The organism is Scytonema sp. PRP1, from assembly GCF_036697665.2.
In the GTDB taxonomy this organism is placed as follows: Bacteria; Cyanobacteriota; Cyanobacteriia; order Cyanobacteriales; family Nostocaceae; genus Kalymmatonema; species Kalymmatonema gypsitolerans.
This window is the reverse complement of record NZ_JBAHYJ020000019.1, coordinates 1-15,963: the sequence shown is the minus strand read 5'-3', so window position 1 is coordinate 15,963 and position 15,963 is coordinate 1. Positions and strand designations below refer to the sequence as shown.

Genomic DNA, 15,963 nt, shown 5'->3' with positions numbered 1-15,963 from the left:
CCATAGGATTGTAGGAAGTATGAAGTGAAGTACGGAATATTTCATCCTTCATTCTTCATCCTTTAACCTTTATTTGGTCACCGTCATCTATTTTGACAAATGCTGAGTGCGTTAGCGTATACGCTCCTAGGGCGGCTTTCCGTAAGGTAAAGGAGATGCAAAGAGCGGACGCTTGCTTTATTTGACAGGTTATTGTTTTTTGCCAGATAAAGCAAGTGTGAAGTCTCTACAGGAATTTAAGGGTATTTTCGTACGTGTTACGTGTTTTTTTATAATAAATTATTTTCTTGACTTACCCTGAGGCAAGCAAAAGTTCGTTTGGCAGGCGCTCCAAGACACGCTCAAAGGGTACAGTATTATCTAAACTCCGAGCTAGTCTCAGAGAACCTTGAATTTGCAAGCATACCATCTTCGGCTCTTTGCTGTGCTTGACAATACTCAATAAATTAAGAACACACAGGAAAAAACCATGATTAAGCTATACGACGTCGAACTGTCAGGGAATTGCTATAAAGTACGGCTGATGCTATCACTGCTGGGGTTGGAGTATGAACGTGTACCCATCGCTTTGAAAAAAGGCGAACACAAAACAGAAGAATTTCTCAAACTCAACCCGCTGGGACAAGTGCCAGTTCTTAGGGATGGCGATGTGGTCATTAGGGACGCCCAAGCAATTTTAGTTTACTTGGCACGCCGTTACGGCAGCGAAGACTGGTTGCCCACAGAAGCAGAACCGATGAGTAAAGTGGTGCAGTGGTTGTCTGTTGCAGCTAACGAAATTCAACATGGTGTTGCCGCAGTCAGAAAACATTTCTTGTTGAACGCGGAAATAGACTTAGAACAAGCGCAAAAAAAAGCACATCAGACACTTCAAATTTTAGACAAACACTTGAGTGAACGTTTTTGCTTAGAATGCGATCGCCCAACAATTGCTGATGTTGCTTGCTTTCCCTACATTGCATTAGCACCCGATGGAAAGATTTCTCTGGAACTTTATCCCCATGTAGTGGGTTGGATTGAACGAATTAAGCAACTGCCAGGATACGTTGATATGCTTGGCATGTAGGTGTTTTGGCATCCGTTGCCATAATAAGTTTGAGATTATCTGCTTTCCGCCGCGCCATTTTTTTTATGAAAGACTTGAGACAAACAATAATCAACTACTCCAGCAAAGATCTCGAACAAAGAAAAAATTGGTATTCTCCCGCAGCAGAGGCTTATAACAAAGCAAGACCTCGCTATCCCAAGAATCTAATTGATCGAGTTGTCGAAGCAGCCGAACTTTCTTGTGACTCGAAAATTCTGGAAGTGGGGTGTGGTCCTGGAACTGCAACGGTAGCGATCGCTCCATTAGGCTGCTCAATGGTTTGCTTAGAACCTAACCCAGATTTTTGCCACCTTGCCCAACAAAATTGCGAACCGTATCCCAATGTCGAGATTCACAATACCTCATTTGAAGAATGGATGCTAGAGGCTGGCAAATTTCATGCTGTCTTAGCAGCGAGTTCTTTTCATTGGATACCACCAGAAGTTGGATATCCAAAAGCAGCAAATGCCTTAGAAGAGAATGGCTACCTAATATTGTTGTGGAACATGAACCTTCAGCCCCGGTACGAAGTTTACCAAAGTTTATCTGAAGTCTACCAAATGTATGCTCCATCGCTTGCTCGATATGAAGACAGAGAAACTCAGGAGCAGATATTGAGAGGGTTAGGGCAGATTGTTATTGACTCTGGACAATTCAAAAACTTGGTATCCGGACAGGTTATATCTGAAGTGACCTACACCATTGATGATTATCTGACGCTTTTGAACACTTACTCGCCATACTTAGAACTCGATCCATCAAGCAAGAATTCTTTATTTGAAGGGTTAAGGCAAAAGATAGTGCAGGAATTTGGAGGCAGTATTCAACTTTCATACCTCTCTGCTTTTCACATTACCCAAAAATATTAACCCGACTAAAATATATTTAGAATATTGGGCAGGAGAGTGAGATGGATACCTCTATTCTTGACAAGGTGGTTGAGCAACTGAGAGGCATGCCCGAAAGTTTGCAGCAGCAGGTGCTCGAATTTGCACTTGCTTTGGCAGGTTCAACAATTCAAGGTGTTCTAGGTCAGCAACTGCTGCGTTTTGCGGGTGCAATACCACCAGATGATATCCAGTTGATGCGCGAAGCAATTGAAGAAGACTGTGAACAGGTTGACACTAATCAATGGTAGATATCTGCTGGATACTAACATTATTATTGCTCTGTTTGCAGATGAGATGACGGTCAAAAACAGCCTTGCACAAGCAGTGTATTTCAAAAATCAAGTAGGAATCTTAGATTTCATAGGTTATCGGTGGGACAATAGCCTTAGCTGTTCAGCGTCAAGTTATGGGATGGTTATCGGTAAGGACATGGTTTTGAGGTTGCTGATGAGTCGTTCAGCAACTTAGAAGTTGTCACTGAGGCATCGCTTGGAGAGTGTCGGTGGGTTATTAGTTAATAGCCAGTAAAATTAAAGGAGTTATTAACCCTATGGCAACCTATGCTGAAAACAGTCGAAGGTGTTTATCAAAATGGGCAAATTGAACTCGCCGAGCTACCGCAAGATGTGAGCGATTGTGCCCAAGTTCTCGTTACTTTTCTTGAACCGGGCAAAGTTAATACCGATAAACTGCGTCAATTGATTGATCAATTAGAAACGATTGCAGGTATCCAGCAAGGTTTTGAGGAACTCGATGCTGGACAAACTCGTCCTATTGGGGATTTCATCCAAGAAATGCAGCAGAAATATGGCATTTCAGGTTGAAATCACCCCTATTGCTGAAGCCCAGATTGAGCAAGCCTATCGTTGGTATCGAGAGCGTAATCCAGAATTTGCTGATCGATGGTTCCGAGGATTGATGAACGCGATCGCAACGCTTCAAGAAAAGCCCCTGCGTTGTACCCTAGCAGTTGAACACGAGATTTTCGCTGAAGAAGTCCGACAACTACTTTACGGAAAGTCCAAAAACATCTATCGAGTGCTATTTACGATTCGAGATACGACGGTGTACGTTTTGTACGTGCGCCATAGTGCTCAAGCACCAATGACTGTGGATGATTTAGAGTATGAAGTTTAGGCAAGTATGCTGTGAGGGCTAACAAATTTAAGAAATTTTTGTCTTGATTTGACTGAGTGTATATGTCAATTCTGGCTAATAGCCTGGGAATACTGTAATCAGAGGTTTCCGCAACGAATTGCTCACATATGACTCAATCGTCATCACAAAAACGTAGTACTGCTCTTACTACAAGAATAGAGTTCTCGCCCTTCGGCAACAAGCTGGTACAATCTGGCTTTGTCAATAGCGAACAAATGAGACAGGCGCTGATTGAAAGCCGTAAGTCTGGCAGACCTTTGACACAAGTGCTGGAATCAATTTCAGGACGCCAGCTCTCGCCAGAGTTATATAGGCTACACAAAAAGCAGCAGCTATTTGAACTGAAAATACTCTACGGTGTTGAATCCCTTGATCTGGAAGTTAGGCAAGTTGGCAAAATAAAAATTGGTCAACTGATTGATACTCTCATTCCCGTGGATATCTGTCGTCGCTATCACTTGGTACCACTTGCTAAGAATGAAGACCAAAACCCGCCCTCTGTTTTGGTGGCGATGGTAGATCCGGATAACCTAGACGCTTGCGATGATTTGAACCGCATTTTGCGCCCGCAGGGATGGGCTTTGCAGCGGATGGTGATCACCCAAGAAGATTACCAGCAACTGATTAACCAATATTTAGATGAACTGACTGTTAAACAAAAGAACTTAGAACAGGAAAAGTCTACAGACATCAACCAAGATTTAGAAAATATTGAAAATCTTAATTTAGATGATGCGCCTGAAGATAAGGACACTGACTTGGGCGCAGCGATGAAGGGTGCCCAGGATGCCCCCGTGATCAATTTAGTTAACAGAATCCTTGCCAGAGGACTACATGAGAGGGCTTCTGATATCCATGTAGAACCGCAGGAAGACAACTTACGCGTTCGCTTTCGTAAGGATGGTGTGCTACGTCAGGCTTTCGACCCCCTGCCCAAAAAAATCATTCCTGCTGTCATAGCTCGTTTCAAAATTATTGCTAACTTAGATATTGCTGAACGGCGTGTACCCCAAGACGGACGCATTAGACGAGTGTTTGAGGGACGCAAGGTGGACTTCCGCGTCAGTACCTTGCCCAGTCGCTACGGTGAAAAGGTTGCACTGCGGATTTTGGATAATTCTGCAACCCAACTGGGATTAGATAAGTTAATTACTGATCCAGAAACTTTGCAAATTGTCCAAGAGATGGTTAGCCGTCCCTTTGGTCTAATTCTAGTAACCGGACCCACAGGTTCTGGTAAAACAACAACGCTGTATTCGGCTTTGTCAGAACGGAACTCTCCAGGCATCAACATTTGTACGGTTGAAGACCCAATTGAGTACAGCTTACCTGGAATTACGCAAGTGCAGGTAATTCGGGAAAAAGGGCTAGATTTTGCAACAACTTTGCGAGCTTTTTTGCGGCAAGATCCCGATGTGCTTCTGGTGGGTGAGACGCGAGACAAGGAAACGGCAAAAACAGCGATTGAGGCAGCATTGACTGGTCACTTGGTTTTAACAACGTTGCATACTAATGATGCTCCAGGGGCGATCGCCCGTTTGGGAGAAATGGGCATTGAGTCTTTCATGATTTCTAGTTCTCTGATTGGCGTGTTGGCACAGCGCCTAGTACGACGTGTCTGTTCCAGTTGTCGCATTCCGTACACTCCCACTTTAGAGGAACTCGCTCGCTACGGTCTATCAGCTTCTCAAGAAGCAGGTGTCACTTTTTACAAAGCTAACACCCTCATTTCAGAGCAAATTCAAGAAGCCAAGGCAAACAATCAGCTTTGCCCAGAGTGTAATGGCGTTGGCTACAGAGGACGTTGTGGTGTTTATGAAGTCATGCGAGTCACGGAAAACCTGCAAGCGCTCATCACCGAAAATGCACCAACAGAACGCATCAAAGAAGTGGCGGTGGAAGAAGGGATGAAAACCTTGCTGGCTTACAGCTTGGATTTAGTGCGTCAAGGCGACACCACCTTAGAAGAAGTAGAACGGGTGACGTTGAGCGATACAGGTTTGGAAGCAGAGTTAAAAGCCAAACGCAAGAGCAGTCTGACGTGCCGAACTTGTCAAGCTGGATTGCAGCTCGAATGGCTGGATTGTCCTTACTGCATGACACCACGATTTCAAGATTAGTCATTTGTCCTTAGTAGAGCATTTCATTAATTCGTAACGTTTTTAAACGCAGAGGAGCGCTGAGGTAAACGCAAAGGTACGCAGAGACCCAGTCTGGATTCGTGTAGTAAAACGCCAGGAACTTGTGAAATTCTGTACTTAACTAAGGACAAATGAATTTGCAAAAGGAATTTTCAAACAGGAAGCACAAAGATGGAAATGATAATTGAAGATTTAATGAAGCAGTTGATTGAAATGGGCGGTTCGGATTTGCACTTATCCGCAGGTTTGCCTCCCTACTTCCGCCTGAGTGGTAAACTTACACCCATTGGCGACCAACCGTTATCAGCAGATCAATGCCAAAGCCTAATTTTTAGTATGCTTAACAACTCTCAGCGTCAAACCTTAGAGCAGAACTGGGAGCTAGATTGTTCTTATGGTATCAAAGGATTAGCTCGTTTTCGGGTCAATGTTTACAAAGAACGTGGTACTTACGCCGCATGTTTACGGGCATTAAGTTCTAAAATTCCTAACTTTGAAAAATTAGGTTTGCCAGATGTTGTGCGGGAAATGTCAGAAAAACCAAGGGGATTAATTTTGGTGACAGGTCCCACGGGTTCTGGTAAAACAACAACGCTAGCCGCAATGATTGACTTAATTAACCGCACCCGCGCAGAGCATATTTTAACAGTAGAAGACCCGATTGAATTTGTTTACGAACCTATTAAAAGTGTCATCCACCAAAGGCAACTTGGTGAGGATACAAAAAGCTTTGCTAATGCTCTTAAAGCAGCGCTTCGGGAAGATCCAGATATCATTTTGGTAGGAGAAATGCGCGACTTAGAAACAATTTCGTTGGCTATTTCTGCTGCGGAAACAGGACACTTAGTGTTTGGTACTTTGCACACCAGTTCAGCAGCACAGACTGTAGACAGAATTATCGACGTTTTCCCCCCAGAAAAACAAACTCAAGTGCGAGTGCAGTTATCTAATTCACTGGTAGCAGTCTTGAGCCAAACTTTAGTTCCAAGAAAAAATCCCAAACCAGAAGAGTTTGGTCGAGTGATGGCTCAAGAAATTATGGTTGTGACTCCTGCTATTTCTAACTTGATTCGTGAAGGAAAAACATCTCAAATTTATTCCGCTATCCAGACTGGCGGAAAATTCGGGATGCAAACTTTAGAAAAGGTTTTAGCCGATTTATATAAAGCAGGAGTTATCTCCTTGGAAGCGGCGATGTCTAAAACTTCCAGGGCGGATGAAATTCAGCGTATGATCGGTGGTGCACAACCAGCAGGCGCAAGACCAGGACTAGCTGTAAAACCACATTAAAAAGTTCAATTCAAAACGCATATAACTATAAAAAATACTTTTTAATATTCAGATTTGACTTAAAGAATTTAAGTAGACTTATTGTAAAAGTATGATTGATAGATATTTATAACCACCACACAGATGCACGCAGAGAAATTATCTGTGTCCATCTGTGTCCATCTGTGGTTTATTTTTCATAAAATTGACTTTTGCAAGAGATTTAATGACTAATCCGCTCTTTTAATTTTTTAGACCATGCCAACATTTCTTGCCCGTGTTAGGGACTCGCAAGGAAAACCGAAAATAGAAAAAATTAAGGCTGATTCCTTGGCTCAAGCCCGTATTAATCTCAGACAGCGAGGTTACGTAGTCCAAAACCTGAAAAAACAACCTCAACGCTTGAATTTAAAACAAATTAAAACCAAATTTACGAACGTTTCAGTGAAGGATAAAGCCGTATTTTCTCGTCAATTTGCTGCTTTGGTAAATGCGGGAGTGGCAATTGTCAGAAGTTTGGGTGTGTTATCTGAGCAGTGTAGCAACCCTAAACTGAAACAAGCTCTTTTGGGCATTAGTGCTGATGTCCAAAGTGGAATTAATCTTTCTGAAGCAATGCGGAAATATCCTGATTGCTTTGATAATTTATATGTCAGCATGGTTGAAGCTGGCGAAGTTGGTGGTGTTTTGGACGAAGTACTAAATCGTTTAGCCAAATTGTTAGAAGATGTTGCTCGATTACAAAATCAAATTAAATCAGCACTGGCTTATCCAGTTGTTGTAGGATTTTTGGCAGTTGCCATTTTTATCGGGATGACCGTTTTTCTCATCCCTATTTTTGCAAATATTTTTAAAGAATTAGGAACTACATTGCCTCCTCTAACGCAGTTTATGTTATGGATAAGTGAAAATTTGAGAAGTTGGCGGCTGTTGCTTGTCATTGGTATTGTGATTGCAGCAGGAATTGCTTATAGACAGTACTACAAAACTTCGGCTGGACGTGAAACTATAGACCGCCTTTATCTAAAAATGCCGTTGTTTGGTGACTTAATCCAAAAATCATCAGTTGCCCGTTTTAGCCGGACGTTTGGTTCTTTAACTCGTTCAGGTGTGCCAATTCTCACTTGCTTAGAAATTGTGCGGGAAACATCAGGAAATCAGGTGATTGCCAACGCCATTGATGCAGCGCGTGCAGAAATTCAACAAGGAGGTATGATTAGCCTTGCCTTGCAAAAAGAAAAAGTTTTTCCTTCTATGGCGATTCAGATGATTAGTATCGGCGAGGAAACTGGTGAATTAGATAGTATGTTGATGAAAATTGCCGATTTTTATGAAGATGAAGTCGAACAGACAGTCAAAGCACTAACTAGCATTTTGGAACCAGTAATGATTGTGGTTTTGGGGGGGATGGTAGGTACAATTTTACTGTCGATGTACCTGCCTATGTTCAAGGTCTTCGATACCTTGGGATAGCCAAAGAAAAATTATGAATGATGAATAAAAAAAATCAGACTTCATAATTTTTAACTTTTATAAAGACTATATCAATCCGATAATTTTGAATTTTGAATTTTGAATTTTTTTATCTATGCCTGTGCAAAAATCGCATTACGAAGCTTGCTTAGCAGAGTACAGCAATCAAATGGCGGCGATCGCTCTCTTGAAGCAGCATCTTCCCTACCTGGAAATGATCCCTAGTTTGCACCGTCCAGATGAAAGCGTGATCACTATTCCACTTCCAATAGCCCGTCTTCGTGGTAACGTCACTACAGCAGCAGAAGCAACTCGCTTACCCTGTGATTTGGCAATTTTGATGTGTGGTCCAGAGTGGAAAATCAAAACATCACCCGAAATTCTCATTTTTATTCATCGTCCCCATGAAGATTTTTCTGACTTTTTGGGACGTTGGCGACAAACACAGGTTTGGCTAGACAAAGACTATGCGTGGCTTATGTCTCCACGATATACACATATATTAAGTGAGGGAACTAATACAATACATCCTCTATTTGTGGTTTTTTCAGAAACACCAGAACGTATCAAACGGGGTCTTACAGGAGCTGAGTTGCCATTTATAATTCAAACACCGGAATCTCTAGTAGAGGAGAACACAATGGAAATTTTCTCTTCAGAAAGTCCATAAATATCATTAGACAAGATTCCATCTCTTTGATTCCATCTGTGTCCACCCCCCTCATTCCCCCCTCAAGAGGGGGGAAGACAGAGGAAAAACTTTTATTTATTGTCCATCTGTGGTTAATTATTCTTTTTTTTTGGAATGAATGCAGGAAGTCTATTGTTTGTGTTGGGCGATCGCCCAAGGCGCACTGCGCTTTGCGCAATCGCGCAGTGCGCCCAACAATCAGACATCTTTAAACTCGACTTTATAACCTGTTTAGGGCTGCTTTTCTCAGCACCATCGAAGCCCGCCATCTTAAAATTAGTGTCGTCCCGGCTGTAAATAATATACCAAGTAACAGGCTTTTCAGGCTGAGACTTTTGCCGCTATCATTTACCAAAATACTTTCTAGTATCAGGGAAGGTAATAATATTCCGCTAGCAAGCAATAACCTGTTAAAACTTAACTTTCTTTTGGCGAGGGTTGTTAAAAGCGCTAAGCAAAGCCCTAGAGGGATAAAAGTGAGTGCATAGTAAAAAATTTTCTGGTCTTTGGGAACCAATTCCAGCAGATTCAAAGAATAGGCATTTTGTGATTTATCTACGTAAACTTGGATAGTCGCCCCAGAATAAGTAATGACTATCTGGTGGGGGTTAGTATCAGCAAAAATACCAGGAATACTTAATTTTGTGTCTGCCCCGTTTGCTCCAGTCATTGGTGTTCGTATTCGCAAATCTAGGTCAGATCCTTGCTGTCCTAGTGTAAAATTGCGATGAAGAGAATCACTTGAAAGTGAGATTATGCGTGCAGGTCCAATCTGATCTGTATCAGCAGTAGCAACGGTAGTGATTATTGTAAACTGAGAAGTTTCACGTATCCTTTCACTTAAGAAGGTCACAGGCTCTCTTGTTTTTAACCAATGGTTAGAACTCAAAGCAACACCTTTTTCATCTTTGTCTGGTGACTGTCCTATTGATAGTAGTTCGGGAAGTTGACCAGTACGATCTTGATAACTTCTCTTACCAGTTAATTGATAGGAAGCTAGCAAAGACTTCCCGATAGTTTTCGATTCATTTTGCTGATTAAATACTTGTGAAACTTCATTTTTAGAAATTGCTCTATCAGCAATAGAAACTTCTGAAACATATCCCTGCCAAGGTCTATCACCTGTTTGCTCATTACCTATCAAAAGTGGATAGTTCAAAGACCAATTGCTCAAATTAGTGGTATGTTGCCAGGCTATTGAAATCAGAAATGATATAAGTATGTATCCAAGAAAAAATAATGTTAATTTTTTGATAGAGTTGCTAGCTCTACTATTTTCTCTATGTATTAATGTATATATAAAGCTTTGTGAGTTCCATACATAAAAGCAGATTAAACCTACCAATCCACCTATCGTATTGTTAAAAATATCGGCAGGAGTAGGTGTTCTTGAAGGCAGAAACACTTGCAATGCTTCAACTGTGAATGATAAGCCTGCACTCACAAGTATAACTGCTAAAAATTGAATTGTCGGTTTCATCCTTATTCTCTGTAAGAGACTGGCAAAACCGAAACCTAAAGGCGCAAACAACAAAATATTGTTTACCTGGTCTTTAAAAAAACTCGAGTTGTCAAAACTGGCAACAAGTTCTGGTAGTGAAAAAGTATCTGGAAAGGAAAAATTAAAGGGAGAAAGTGTAGCTACTAGCACCACTAAGATGCTAAGAATGACTAGGATAAAATCTCCTGGAAGTACTGATTGATCTAAGCTAGATAATTGGCTAAAAATTTTGCGTCTATTCATAATGATCTATGTTCTGTGTCTTTGTAGTAATGGATAATTGGAATGCTGATTAGTGGTATACGGTTAAAAAAGAGTAATTAACAAAACGTAAATGAACACTTTTCTTAATATTATTTATTGGTCAGTCCTAATGGGTAAAAAATTGTAAAACTTTCATAAAGCCGTCGTGAAGATAACCTTATAAGAAATACATTTAATAAATACATTGCGGAATCACGTTTTTCCGGATTCCAAAGTATGCCGCACCAACCACCGATGCAGGGCAGCCATAACAACTGCTATTGGTATCATCAGCGCTGGAATACTTTCTAAACCAGCACGAGCCGCCACCCAGCCAGCTGCAGTTGGTATAGTGGCTGCACCCAAACTGGCAACGCTCGTGACAAACCCAATTGTTGCTGGCACAAGCGAAGTGGGTACGCGCTGTGGCACTAACCAGATTGTTGCCGGAAAGATGGCTGCCAAAGCAAAACCAATCCAAGGCAAGCTCAACAATTGATTTGGTAATAACCACCACATCACTAAACCGCCTACTAGCAATGCCAGGGAAATATCAAGTGTGCGAACTGCACCAAGTCGTTGCATGAAGAACCCAAGGCTGAAGCGCCCAATTGTCAACCCTAGCCAGTAAGCACTGACGCTGTAACCTGCAACTACCTCCGGTGTGCCACGACCAATATGCTGAACTGTGTAAGCCCAGTTGCCTAAAGATGCTTCCGTACCCACGTAGACTAGCAGCAACAGCCCTGTTAGAAGGACTACGGGTCTTCTAAGGGCTGAACGTAGGTTTGCCCAAGCATTGGTATCGGATGCTTTCACTCGCACGGTCATTGGGCTGTAGTGATATACAACAGTCCAAAGAACTCCTACAACCAGCAGTCCTACAACTCCAGCAAACACCAGGTAGATGAGCCGCCAGCTAAGTCCTAGCAAAAGAAGCGTGGTGGCAAAAGTAGGTCCGAGTAATGCACCAATTCCATAGAAGGCATGCAACACACCAATCAGATGGGCATTACGTTGATCGTTAACAATGTAAGTGTTAATACCAGCATCAATGAGTCCGATTCCAAGACCCAGCAGTGTTCCACCGGCAACCATGACAAACCAGTAAGCGGTGAGCGCGTAGGTCAACAGCGCACTGGTAAGTGTGACAGAGGCAAACAACAGCATTCGGGCAAGTCCTAATCGGCTGCTAATCACGCTACTAGTTAATGCTGCGACGACATAGCCTGTGATTTGGCTAATAAATAAGAGCGTAACGGTTGCAGGTGTGAGGTGATAAGTGGACACAATTGACGGCAGCAGTACTCCCAGACCTCCCTCCGCAATGCCAATGGCGATAAAGGCGTAAAATGCGATCGCCACCCCAATCCAGCGCCCCTGTTGGAAAGTTCTCATGAGAAATTCTTAGATGATCGGATTTCTGAATCGATTCAGATTAACAGATCGTGCCTACCCTAGAGAGTGATGCAGCTCAAATGACAATCCAGCAACCGCTCATTCACAAAGGGGCGATCGCAGCTGAACTGCTTCTTGGCGACGCGGATCTAATCACTTCTAAGGTTCTTCAGACAAAACTCGTTGTGCGAGAATCCTCAGGACCTGCTCCAATACAGTTGAGATAAACCATAAAAAGTCTTACTTGCGACAGTTGCTATACCTTTGTGCAACCGCAAACTATTAGTACATAATCAATAAGTTTTATATTGTGTTCTCACCCTGGCAAATTCCACTCCCGTTGGAAGAGTACACAGCAACCCGAGTTGTTGTCTACTTTTTCTCCAACGGCAGATGGGTTCCAATCAAATTTTGTACCTTGAAGAAGGCAATTAAGCTTTATCATGAGGGATTGCTCACAAATCAGGAAATTTTTTTATTTCCTCTTGACATAGACCCCAACGACTTTGATGGCTCTTTTAACTGAATTGTATTAGAACCAGATGCAGCCATAGTCTGAGGCAACAAAAGACCCATTATTGAATATTTTTCAGGTAATTCCTCTACTTGAAAAAGAGATTCTTGGGGAGCGTTCATGACAGCATCATAGCGCTCTCGTCCCTTTTTGTCCTTGTTCCAACCATCCAACAGCACTCTAGCAGAATTGGGTATTGTATAGCGAAGAGATGCTGATGAATAAAGTTGGCTTACTTAGGGCTTGCACAAAAATCATCCAAAATTCAAAATGACAAATTGGGTGTTAAGCTAAATTCTTTATTTCAATTCAACTGTTAAGTTAAATTCTTTTTCTTACGTAATGCCAGCAATCCAACTACACCAAGACCAAGTAATGCCGATGGTTCAAAAACAGAGATTTTTTGGGCTGTAAAGCTACTTTCGTAAGAAATTCTCACATTTCCATCTGACAAAAACGAGTAGCTGGTTTCAATTTGTTGCAACCCTCCAACACCAATGGGGATGGAAAAGTTGCCGTTGTTATCTTTAGAGACTTCTTCACCCAAGTATTCTACTATCACATCTGAAAGTGGTTGTCCTTGATAGTATACTTGAACTTCCAGGTTGTCTCCATCCTGAACTGAAAAGGGATTTTCCAAAGGTATAATTTCCAGCGGCTGGTTGAAGGGTTGCGCTAGAGTGTCAGACCAATCATAAAGAGCTTTGGTGTACTTCAGATTATGACTTACATTTTGGTATTGGCTAATTTCTGCTTCTGAAATATTGCGAGATTGATTTTCGGATATTCTGGCATAATAGCCATTATCAAAAAATGCAGTTAACGCTGCTATTTCGCCGTCAGGAGTCAGAGAAAGTCCATCTTGTTTCTGATTAATAGTAAATGGCACTATCTGTCTTGTTGCATCATAAGCTGTGGCTTCCTTAAGTTTTGCTGGAGAATAAGGTAGTGGTCCTTCTTCTGGATGACCATACAATAGATTGTATTCTCCATTTTGATAATCAAACCAGACAACGTGTGCTGAAGCTGGTTGCAAAAGCAATGGTAGAATTGCACCCGCCAAGAGCAATTTTTTAAAATTGCGAATAAGCATCTCAATTTCCTTAATTGAGTTATTACATCATTATTAAACGCAAGTTTTTTGATACCGAACAATCCCCCTATAAGGGATATTATTGTTAATAAAAATTTCTATTTTTTATAAGGGTTAAATTTTTCTTTATTCAGTGATAATAATTATCAAAAATATGATAAGGTACAATATTTATCTATTACAACCGGTCGTTAGAATTTGTGGCTGTAACGTGTGAAAGGCAATAAATAAGCTGGGTTTTGTTCCTCAACCCAGCCTACAAAAGATAAATAATTGAATACTCAAGCGGGTAGCTAATAGCTACTTGACAAATTGGGGCATGATTTCAGCAGCGGTGAATAAACCGTAAATACCGCGCTGGTGCAATGCAATACCAGCTTTGAGATAGCCAAAGGCAGGACCACAGACGTTGGCTGCCATGCTGGTTTCATCACCTAAAGTAAAGGTATGGGTAGAAATTTTACCTTCAAAGGTACGACCAGTAATTTTAACGTTGGTGCTGATGGGCTTTTTGGAATTACGGGTATCAACTATGCCACCAACAGTGACGCGATCGCGTCCCACAATTCCCGCCAACTCTAGCATCACATCATCGGCGTGTTCCATATTCTCTAACCTCAGCACGCCATTGGTTTTATCCAGAAGTGCTTCTACTTCCTCATCCGTCATTGCCCTAGCAGTTTCCACGGTATACCCTGGCATATGGGCAATATCTTCGCGGATGGTGGCGCGGTAAGCTTCCCAATTAGCAATTCCCACTCCAAAAGTAATTTCCACTCGGTGAATTTCGGCGTAGCTTTGTGCTGCTAAGGCTGCTGCTGCTGTTAACAGTCCTGGTGTTGCCCCACATCCTGTCATGTAGGTAATTCCTGCTGCTTGCAGTTCTTCTTTCATCGCCAGCAGTTGTTCCACGGCGCTGGTGCGCTTAATTGCATCTACCAATACCCCACGCCATCCAGATTTGATAAACTGCTGAGCTACAGAGGGAATGAAATTATTCGGTAGGTTGGGTAAAGCCAGAAAATAACCATCTACAGGATGAGATTTTTCGATTAAATCCTCAATACTGCGATTGGTTAAAGTCCCCAAGGGTTCTAAATAACCCACCGAACCTTGAGATTGGTAAGTTGTAATACATTCTTGAGCATTTAAACCATCAGCGGCGTAGATATAGCCTTGCTTGTCTGCCGCTGCCACTAAAATCATTTCACGTTTTGGGGCGAGTACTTTGGCAGCAGCTTGCCCCAGTCCACCAAAGCCTAGTACTCCTACGCGCATCGCTTTGGGGCTAGAAACTGTAACTTTATTGCTAGACATATCTGTACATTTGTGATCATTTTGTAGAGGTTTACGCATAGTCGTAACCATCCTTCCGATGAACAGGTGTTAAGTACTCCAATTTGATTGACCTTCGTTTTTTGTCGATAACAAACTCTCCGTAACCATGCGACATTGGGCAGACTCGCGCTGTAAAAGTCCCAGCATATTTACCTTTGGGAACCGAGGCACGAACGATGTCGCCAGTACAAAATCCTAAAATTGGACGAAGTGGACGATGTTTTTGTGGATAACCAAACTTGTCTGTCTGACATCGTTGTCTACCACCAAAACCAGTTGCCTTAACTCGTAGAATCTTTGTAGTAATCAATTTGACGATTTCAAAAGAGCCGACACAAGCCGCATCAATCCAGTGTGCTTTTGGTAAACCAAACCGAATTCGATTGAACTTAGTTTGACCACTAGTACCAGTCTTTATAGGCAAACCAAAAGACTTAAACGCATTGAACAACGCCCACCTCGTAGAATTGACCGATGCGGCATCTTTTAACGGCGATGAAGCTTGTCGCAATACTCGGTTTAGGACATCTGGCTTACCTTTGAGAAAATCTTTGATATTTTTGTTTCCTTTGCGCTGATTACACTTGTGGCAAGCTAAGCAAAGATTGGATATGCGGTCTGAACCACCTTTTGATTTTGGTTGGATGTGTTCAATTTCGAGCGGAACGTCCTTGACTGGGCAGTAAGCACATTGACGATTCCATTTCTCTAACAAATACTCACGGCACTCATAACCATGCAAAGTGCCTTGCTGGTATTGGGTTCCAGAAATTTCTGGATTTTGAATAGCTTGCGTGTCGAATTTTACCAATTCCTGAACAATTGAGTCAATGGGAGTAAACTTTTGAAGTCGTTTTACCCAGGTTTTAGTTGTTAAGACACGGTGTCTCAAAGATGGTGCTAACCAACCGTTGGGACGTTTACGATTGAAGAATCTAGCTTCGCGATAACGAGTGTTTCGGTTTCTCCGTCCTCTACGCACCGCTCTACGATGTTCCAAACTATCCTTAATTTGTTGACCGCGATGCTGTAACTCCATCCCCCAGATGACATCTCCACGGTTTGTAACCAGTGCAATGCCAGTAAACTTTGAGCCTGGGTCGATTTTGAGCGTAAGCGGATACACATTTGGATTTTCGATAGCTCGCTTCAAAATTAAAGTGAATG

General features: G+C 42.1%; 17 protein-coding genes. 11 read left to right on the top strand and 6 right to left on the bottom strand.

The window, feature by feature from the left end; genetic code table 11:
• The first annotated feature begins 469 nt into the window (after positions 1–469).
• The 10 genes from V5G28_RS03225 (at position 470) to V5G28_RS03180 (ending at position 8,688) form a co-directional block, all read left to right on the top strand.
• Positions 470–1,066: a glutathione S-transferase family protein gene (locus V5G28_RS03225; protein ID WP_332990134.1), complete on the top strand. Its 597-nt coding sequence runs from the start codon at positions 470–472 to the stop codon at positions 1,064–1,066.
• A gap of 65 nt (positions 1,067–1,131) precedes the next feature.
• Positions 1,132–1,956 carry a class I SAM-dependent methyltransferase gene (locus tag V5G28_RS03220; RefSeq protein ID WP_332990130.1) on the top strand — a complete coding sequence of 275 codons (825 nt, stop codon included), beginning with the start codon at positions 1,132–1,134 and terminating at the stop codon, positions 1,954–1,956.
• A 41-nt stretch (positions 1,957–1,997) separates the two neighbouring features.
• Positions 1,998–2,225: a hypothetical protein gene (locus V5G28_RS03215; RefSeq protein WP_332990128.1), complete on the top strand. Its 228-nt coding sequence runs from the start codon at positions 1,998–2,000 to the stop codon at positions 2,223–2,225.
• Positions 2,197–2,445 (top strand): hypothetical protein, encoded by a 249-nt coding sequence (locus V5G28_RS03210; RefSeq protein ID WP_332990126.1) that lies wholly within the window; start codon positions 2,197–2,199, stop codon positions 2,443–2,445. Before V5G28_RS03215 ends, V5G28_RS03210 begins: the two co-directional genes overlap by 29 nt.
• A 92-nt stretch (positions 2,446–2,537) precedes the next feature.
• Positions 2,538–2,801 (top strand): hypothetical protein, encoded by a 264-nt coding sequence (locus V5G28_RS03205; RefSeq protein WP_332990124.1) that lies wholly within the window; start codon positions 2,538–2,540, stop codon positions 2,799–2,801.
• Positions 2,785–3,114: a type II toxin-antitoxin system RelE/ParE family toxin gene (locus V5G28_RS03200; RefSeq protein WP_332990122.1), complete on the top strand. Its 330-nt coding sequence runs from the start codon at positions 2,785–2,787 to the stop codon at positions 3,112–3,114. Before V5G28_RS03205 ends, V5G28_RS03200 begins: the two co-directional genes overlap by 17 nt.
• 128 nt (positions 3,115–3,242) lie before the next feature.
• Positions 3,243–5,255, top strand: coding sequence for a GspE/PulE family protein (locus V5G28_RS03195; protein ID WP_332990118.1), 2,013 nt, complete (start codon positions 3,243–3,245; stop codon positions 5,253–5,255).
• A 192-nt stretch (positions 5,256–5,447) separates the two neighbouring features.
• Positions 5,448–6,566 carry a type IV pilus twitching motility protein PilT gene (locus V5G28_RS03190; RefSeq protein ID WP_332990116.1) on the top strand — a complete coding sequence of 373 codons (1,119 nt, stop codon included), beginning with the start codon at positions 5,448–5,450 and terminating at the stop codon, positions 6,564–6,566.
• 237 nt (positions 6,567–6,803) lie between these two features.
• Positions 6,804–8,018, top strand: coding sequence for a type II secretion system F family protein (locus tag V5G28_RS03185; RefSeq protein WP_332990114.1), 1,215 nt, complete (start codon positions 6,804–6,806; stop codon positions 8,016–8,018).
• Positions 8,019–8,133: 115 nt separating this feature from the next.
• The gene (locus V5G28_RS03180) at positions 8,134–8,688 is read left to right on the top strand and encodes a hypothetical protein (RefSeq protein ID WP_332990112.1); all 555 of its coding nucleotides are present in this window, start codon (positions 8,134–8,136) and stop codon (positions 8,686–8,688) included.
• Between the two features lie 241 nt (positions 8,689–8,929).
• Here the strand turns inward: V5G28_RS03180 and V5G28_RS03175 are convergent, their stop codons facing one another.
• Positions 8,930–10,453, bottom strand: coding sequence for a VanZ family protein (locus V5G28_RS03175; RefSeq protein WP_332990109.1), 1,524 nt, complete (start codon positions 10,451–10,453; stop codon positions 8,930–8,932).
• 213 nt (positions 10,454–10,666) lie between these two features.
• Complete coding sequence (locus tag V5G28_RS03170; protein ID WP_332990106.1) at positions 10,667–11,851, bottom strand: MFS transporter; 1,185 nt, start codon at positions 11,849–11,851, stop codon at positions 10,667–10,669.
• A gap of 50 nt (positions 11,852–11,901) precedes the next feature.
• On the opposite strand from V5G28_RS03170, the gene V5G28_RS03165 reads away from it, so the two are divergent.
• Positions 11,902–12,078 carry a hypothetical protein gene (locus tag V5G28_RS03165; protein WP_332990104.1) on the top strand — a complete coding sequence of 59 codons (177 nt, stop codon included), beginning with the start codon at positions 11,902–11,904 and terminating at the stop codon, positions 12,076–12,078.
• A 235-nt stretch (positions 12,079–12,313) separates the two neighbouring features.
• Here V5G28_RS03165 and V5G28_RS03160 read toward each other — a convergent pair whose 3' ends face one another.
• From V5G28_RS03160 to iscB, 4 genes are all read right to left on the bottom strand, one after another.
• The gene (locus V5G28_RS03160) at positions 12,314–12,538 is read right to left on the bottom strand and encodes a hypothetical protein (RefSeq protein ID WP_336229565.1); all 225 of its coding nucleotides are present in this window, start codon (positions 12,536–12,538) and stop codon (positions 12,314–12,316) included.
• A gap of 143 nt (positions 12,539–12,681) precedes the next feature.
• On the bottom strand, positions 12,682–13,458 hold the full coding sequence (locus V5G28_RS03155; protein WP_332990098.1) for a DUF4198 domain-containing protein: 777 nt from the start codon (positions 13,456–13,458) through the stop codon (positions 12,682–12,684).
• A 300-nt stretch (positions 13,459–13,758) separates the two neighbouring features.
• Positions 13,759–14,775, bottom strand: coding sequence for a (S)-8-amino-7-oxononanoate synthase BioU (gene bioU / locus V5G28_RS03150; RefSeq protein ID WP_332990096.1), 1,017 nt, complete (start codon positions 14,773–14,775; stop codon positions 13,759–13,761).
• Between the two features lie 31 nt (positions 14,776–14,806).
• On the bottom strand, positions 14,807–15,963 hold a 1,157-nt coding region (iscB, locus tag V5G28_RS03145), incomplete at its 5' end, for an RNA-guided endonuclease IscB (protein ID WP_332990094.1).

Coding starts and splice junctions, on each gene's coding strand:
- V5G28_RS03225 (WP_332990134.1), top strand. CDS start 470: ATGATTAAGCTATACGACGTCGAACTGTCAGGGAATTGCTATAAAGTA.
- V5G28_RS03185 (WP_332990114.1), top strand. CDS start 6,804: ATGCCAACATTTCTTGCCCGTGTTAGGGACTCGCAAGGAAAACCGAAA.
- V5G28_RS03205 (WP_332990124.1), top strand. CDS start 2,538: ATGCTGAAAACAGTCGAAGGTGTTTATCAAAATGGGCAAATTGAACTC.
- bioU (WP_332990096.1), bottom strand. CDS start 14,775: ATGTCTAGCAATAAAGTTACAGTTTCTAGCCCCAAAGCGATGCGCGTA.
- V5G28_RS03195 (WP_332990118.1), top strand. CDS start 3,243: ATGACTCAATCGTCATCACAAAAACGTAGTACTGCTCTTACTACAAGA.
- V5G28_RS03155 (WP_332990098.1), bottom strand. CDS start 13,458: ATGCTTATTCGCAATTTTAAAAAATTGCTCTTGGCGGGTGCAATTCTA.
- V5G28_RS03200 (WP_332990122.1), top strand. CDS start 2,785: ATGGCATTTCAGGTTGAAATCACCCCTATTGCTGAAGCCCAGATTGAG.
- V5G28_RS03215 (WP_332990128.1), top strand. CDS start 1,998: ATGGATACCTCTATTCTTGACAAGGTGGTTGAGCAACTGAGAGGCATG.
- V5G28_RS03180 (WP_332990112.1), top strand. CDS start 8,134: ATGCCTGTGCAAAAATCGCATTACGAAGCTTGCTTAGCAGAGTACAGC.
- V5G28_RS03170 (WP_332990106.1), bottom strand. CDS start 11,851: ATGAGAACTTTCCAACAGGGGCGCTGGATTGGGGTGGCGATCGCATTT.
- V5G28_RS03190 (WP_332990116.1), top strand. CDS start 5,448: ATGGAAATGATAATTGAAGATTTAATGAAGCAGTTGATTGAAATGGGC.
- V5G28_RS03175 (WP_332990109.1), bottom strand. CDS start 10,453: ATGAATAGACGCAAAATTTTTAGCCAATTATCTAGCTTAGATCAATCA.
- V5G28_RS03220 (WP_332990130.1), top strand. CDS start 1,132: ATGAAAGACTTGAGACAAACAATAATCAACTACTCCAGCAAAGATCTC.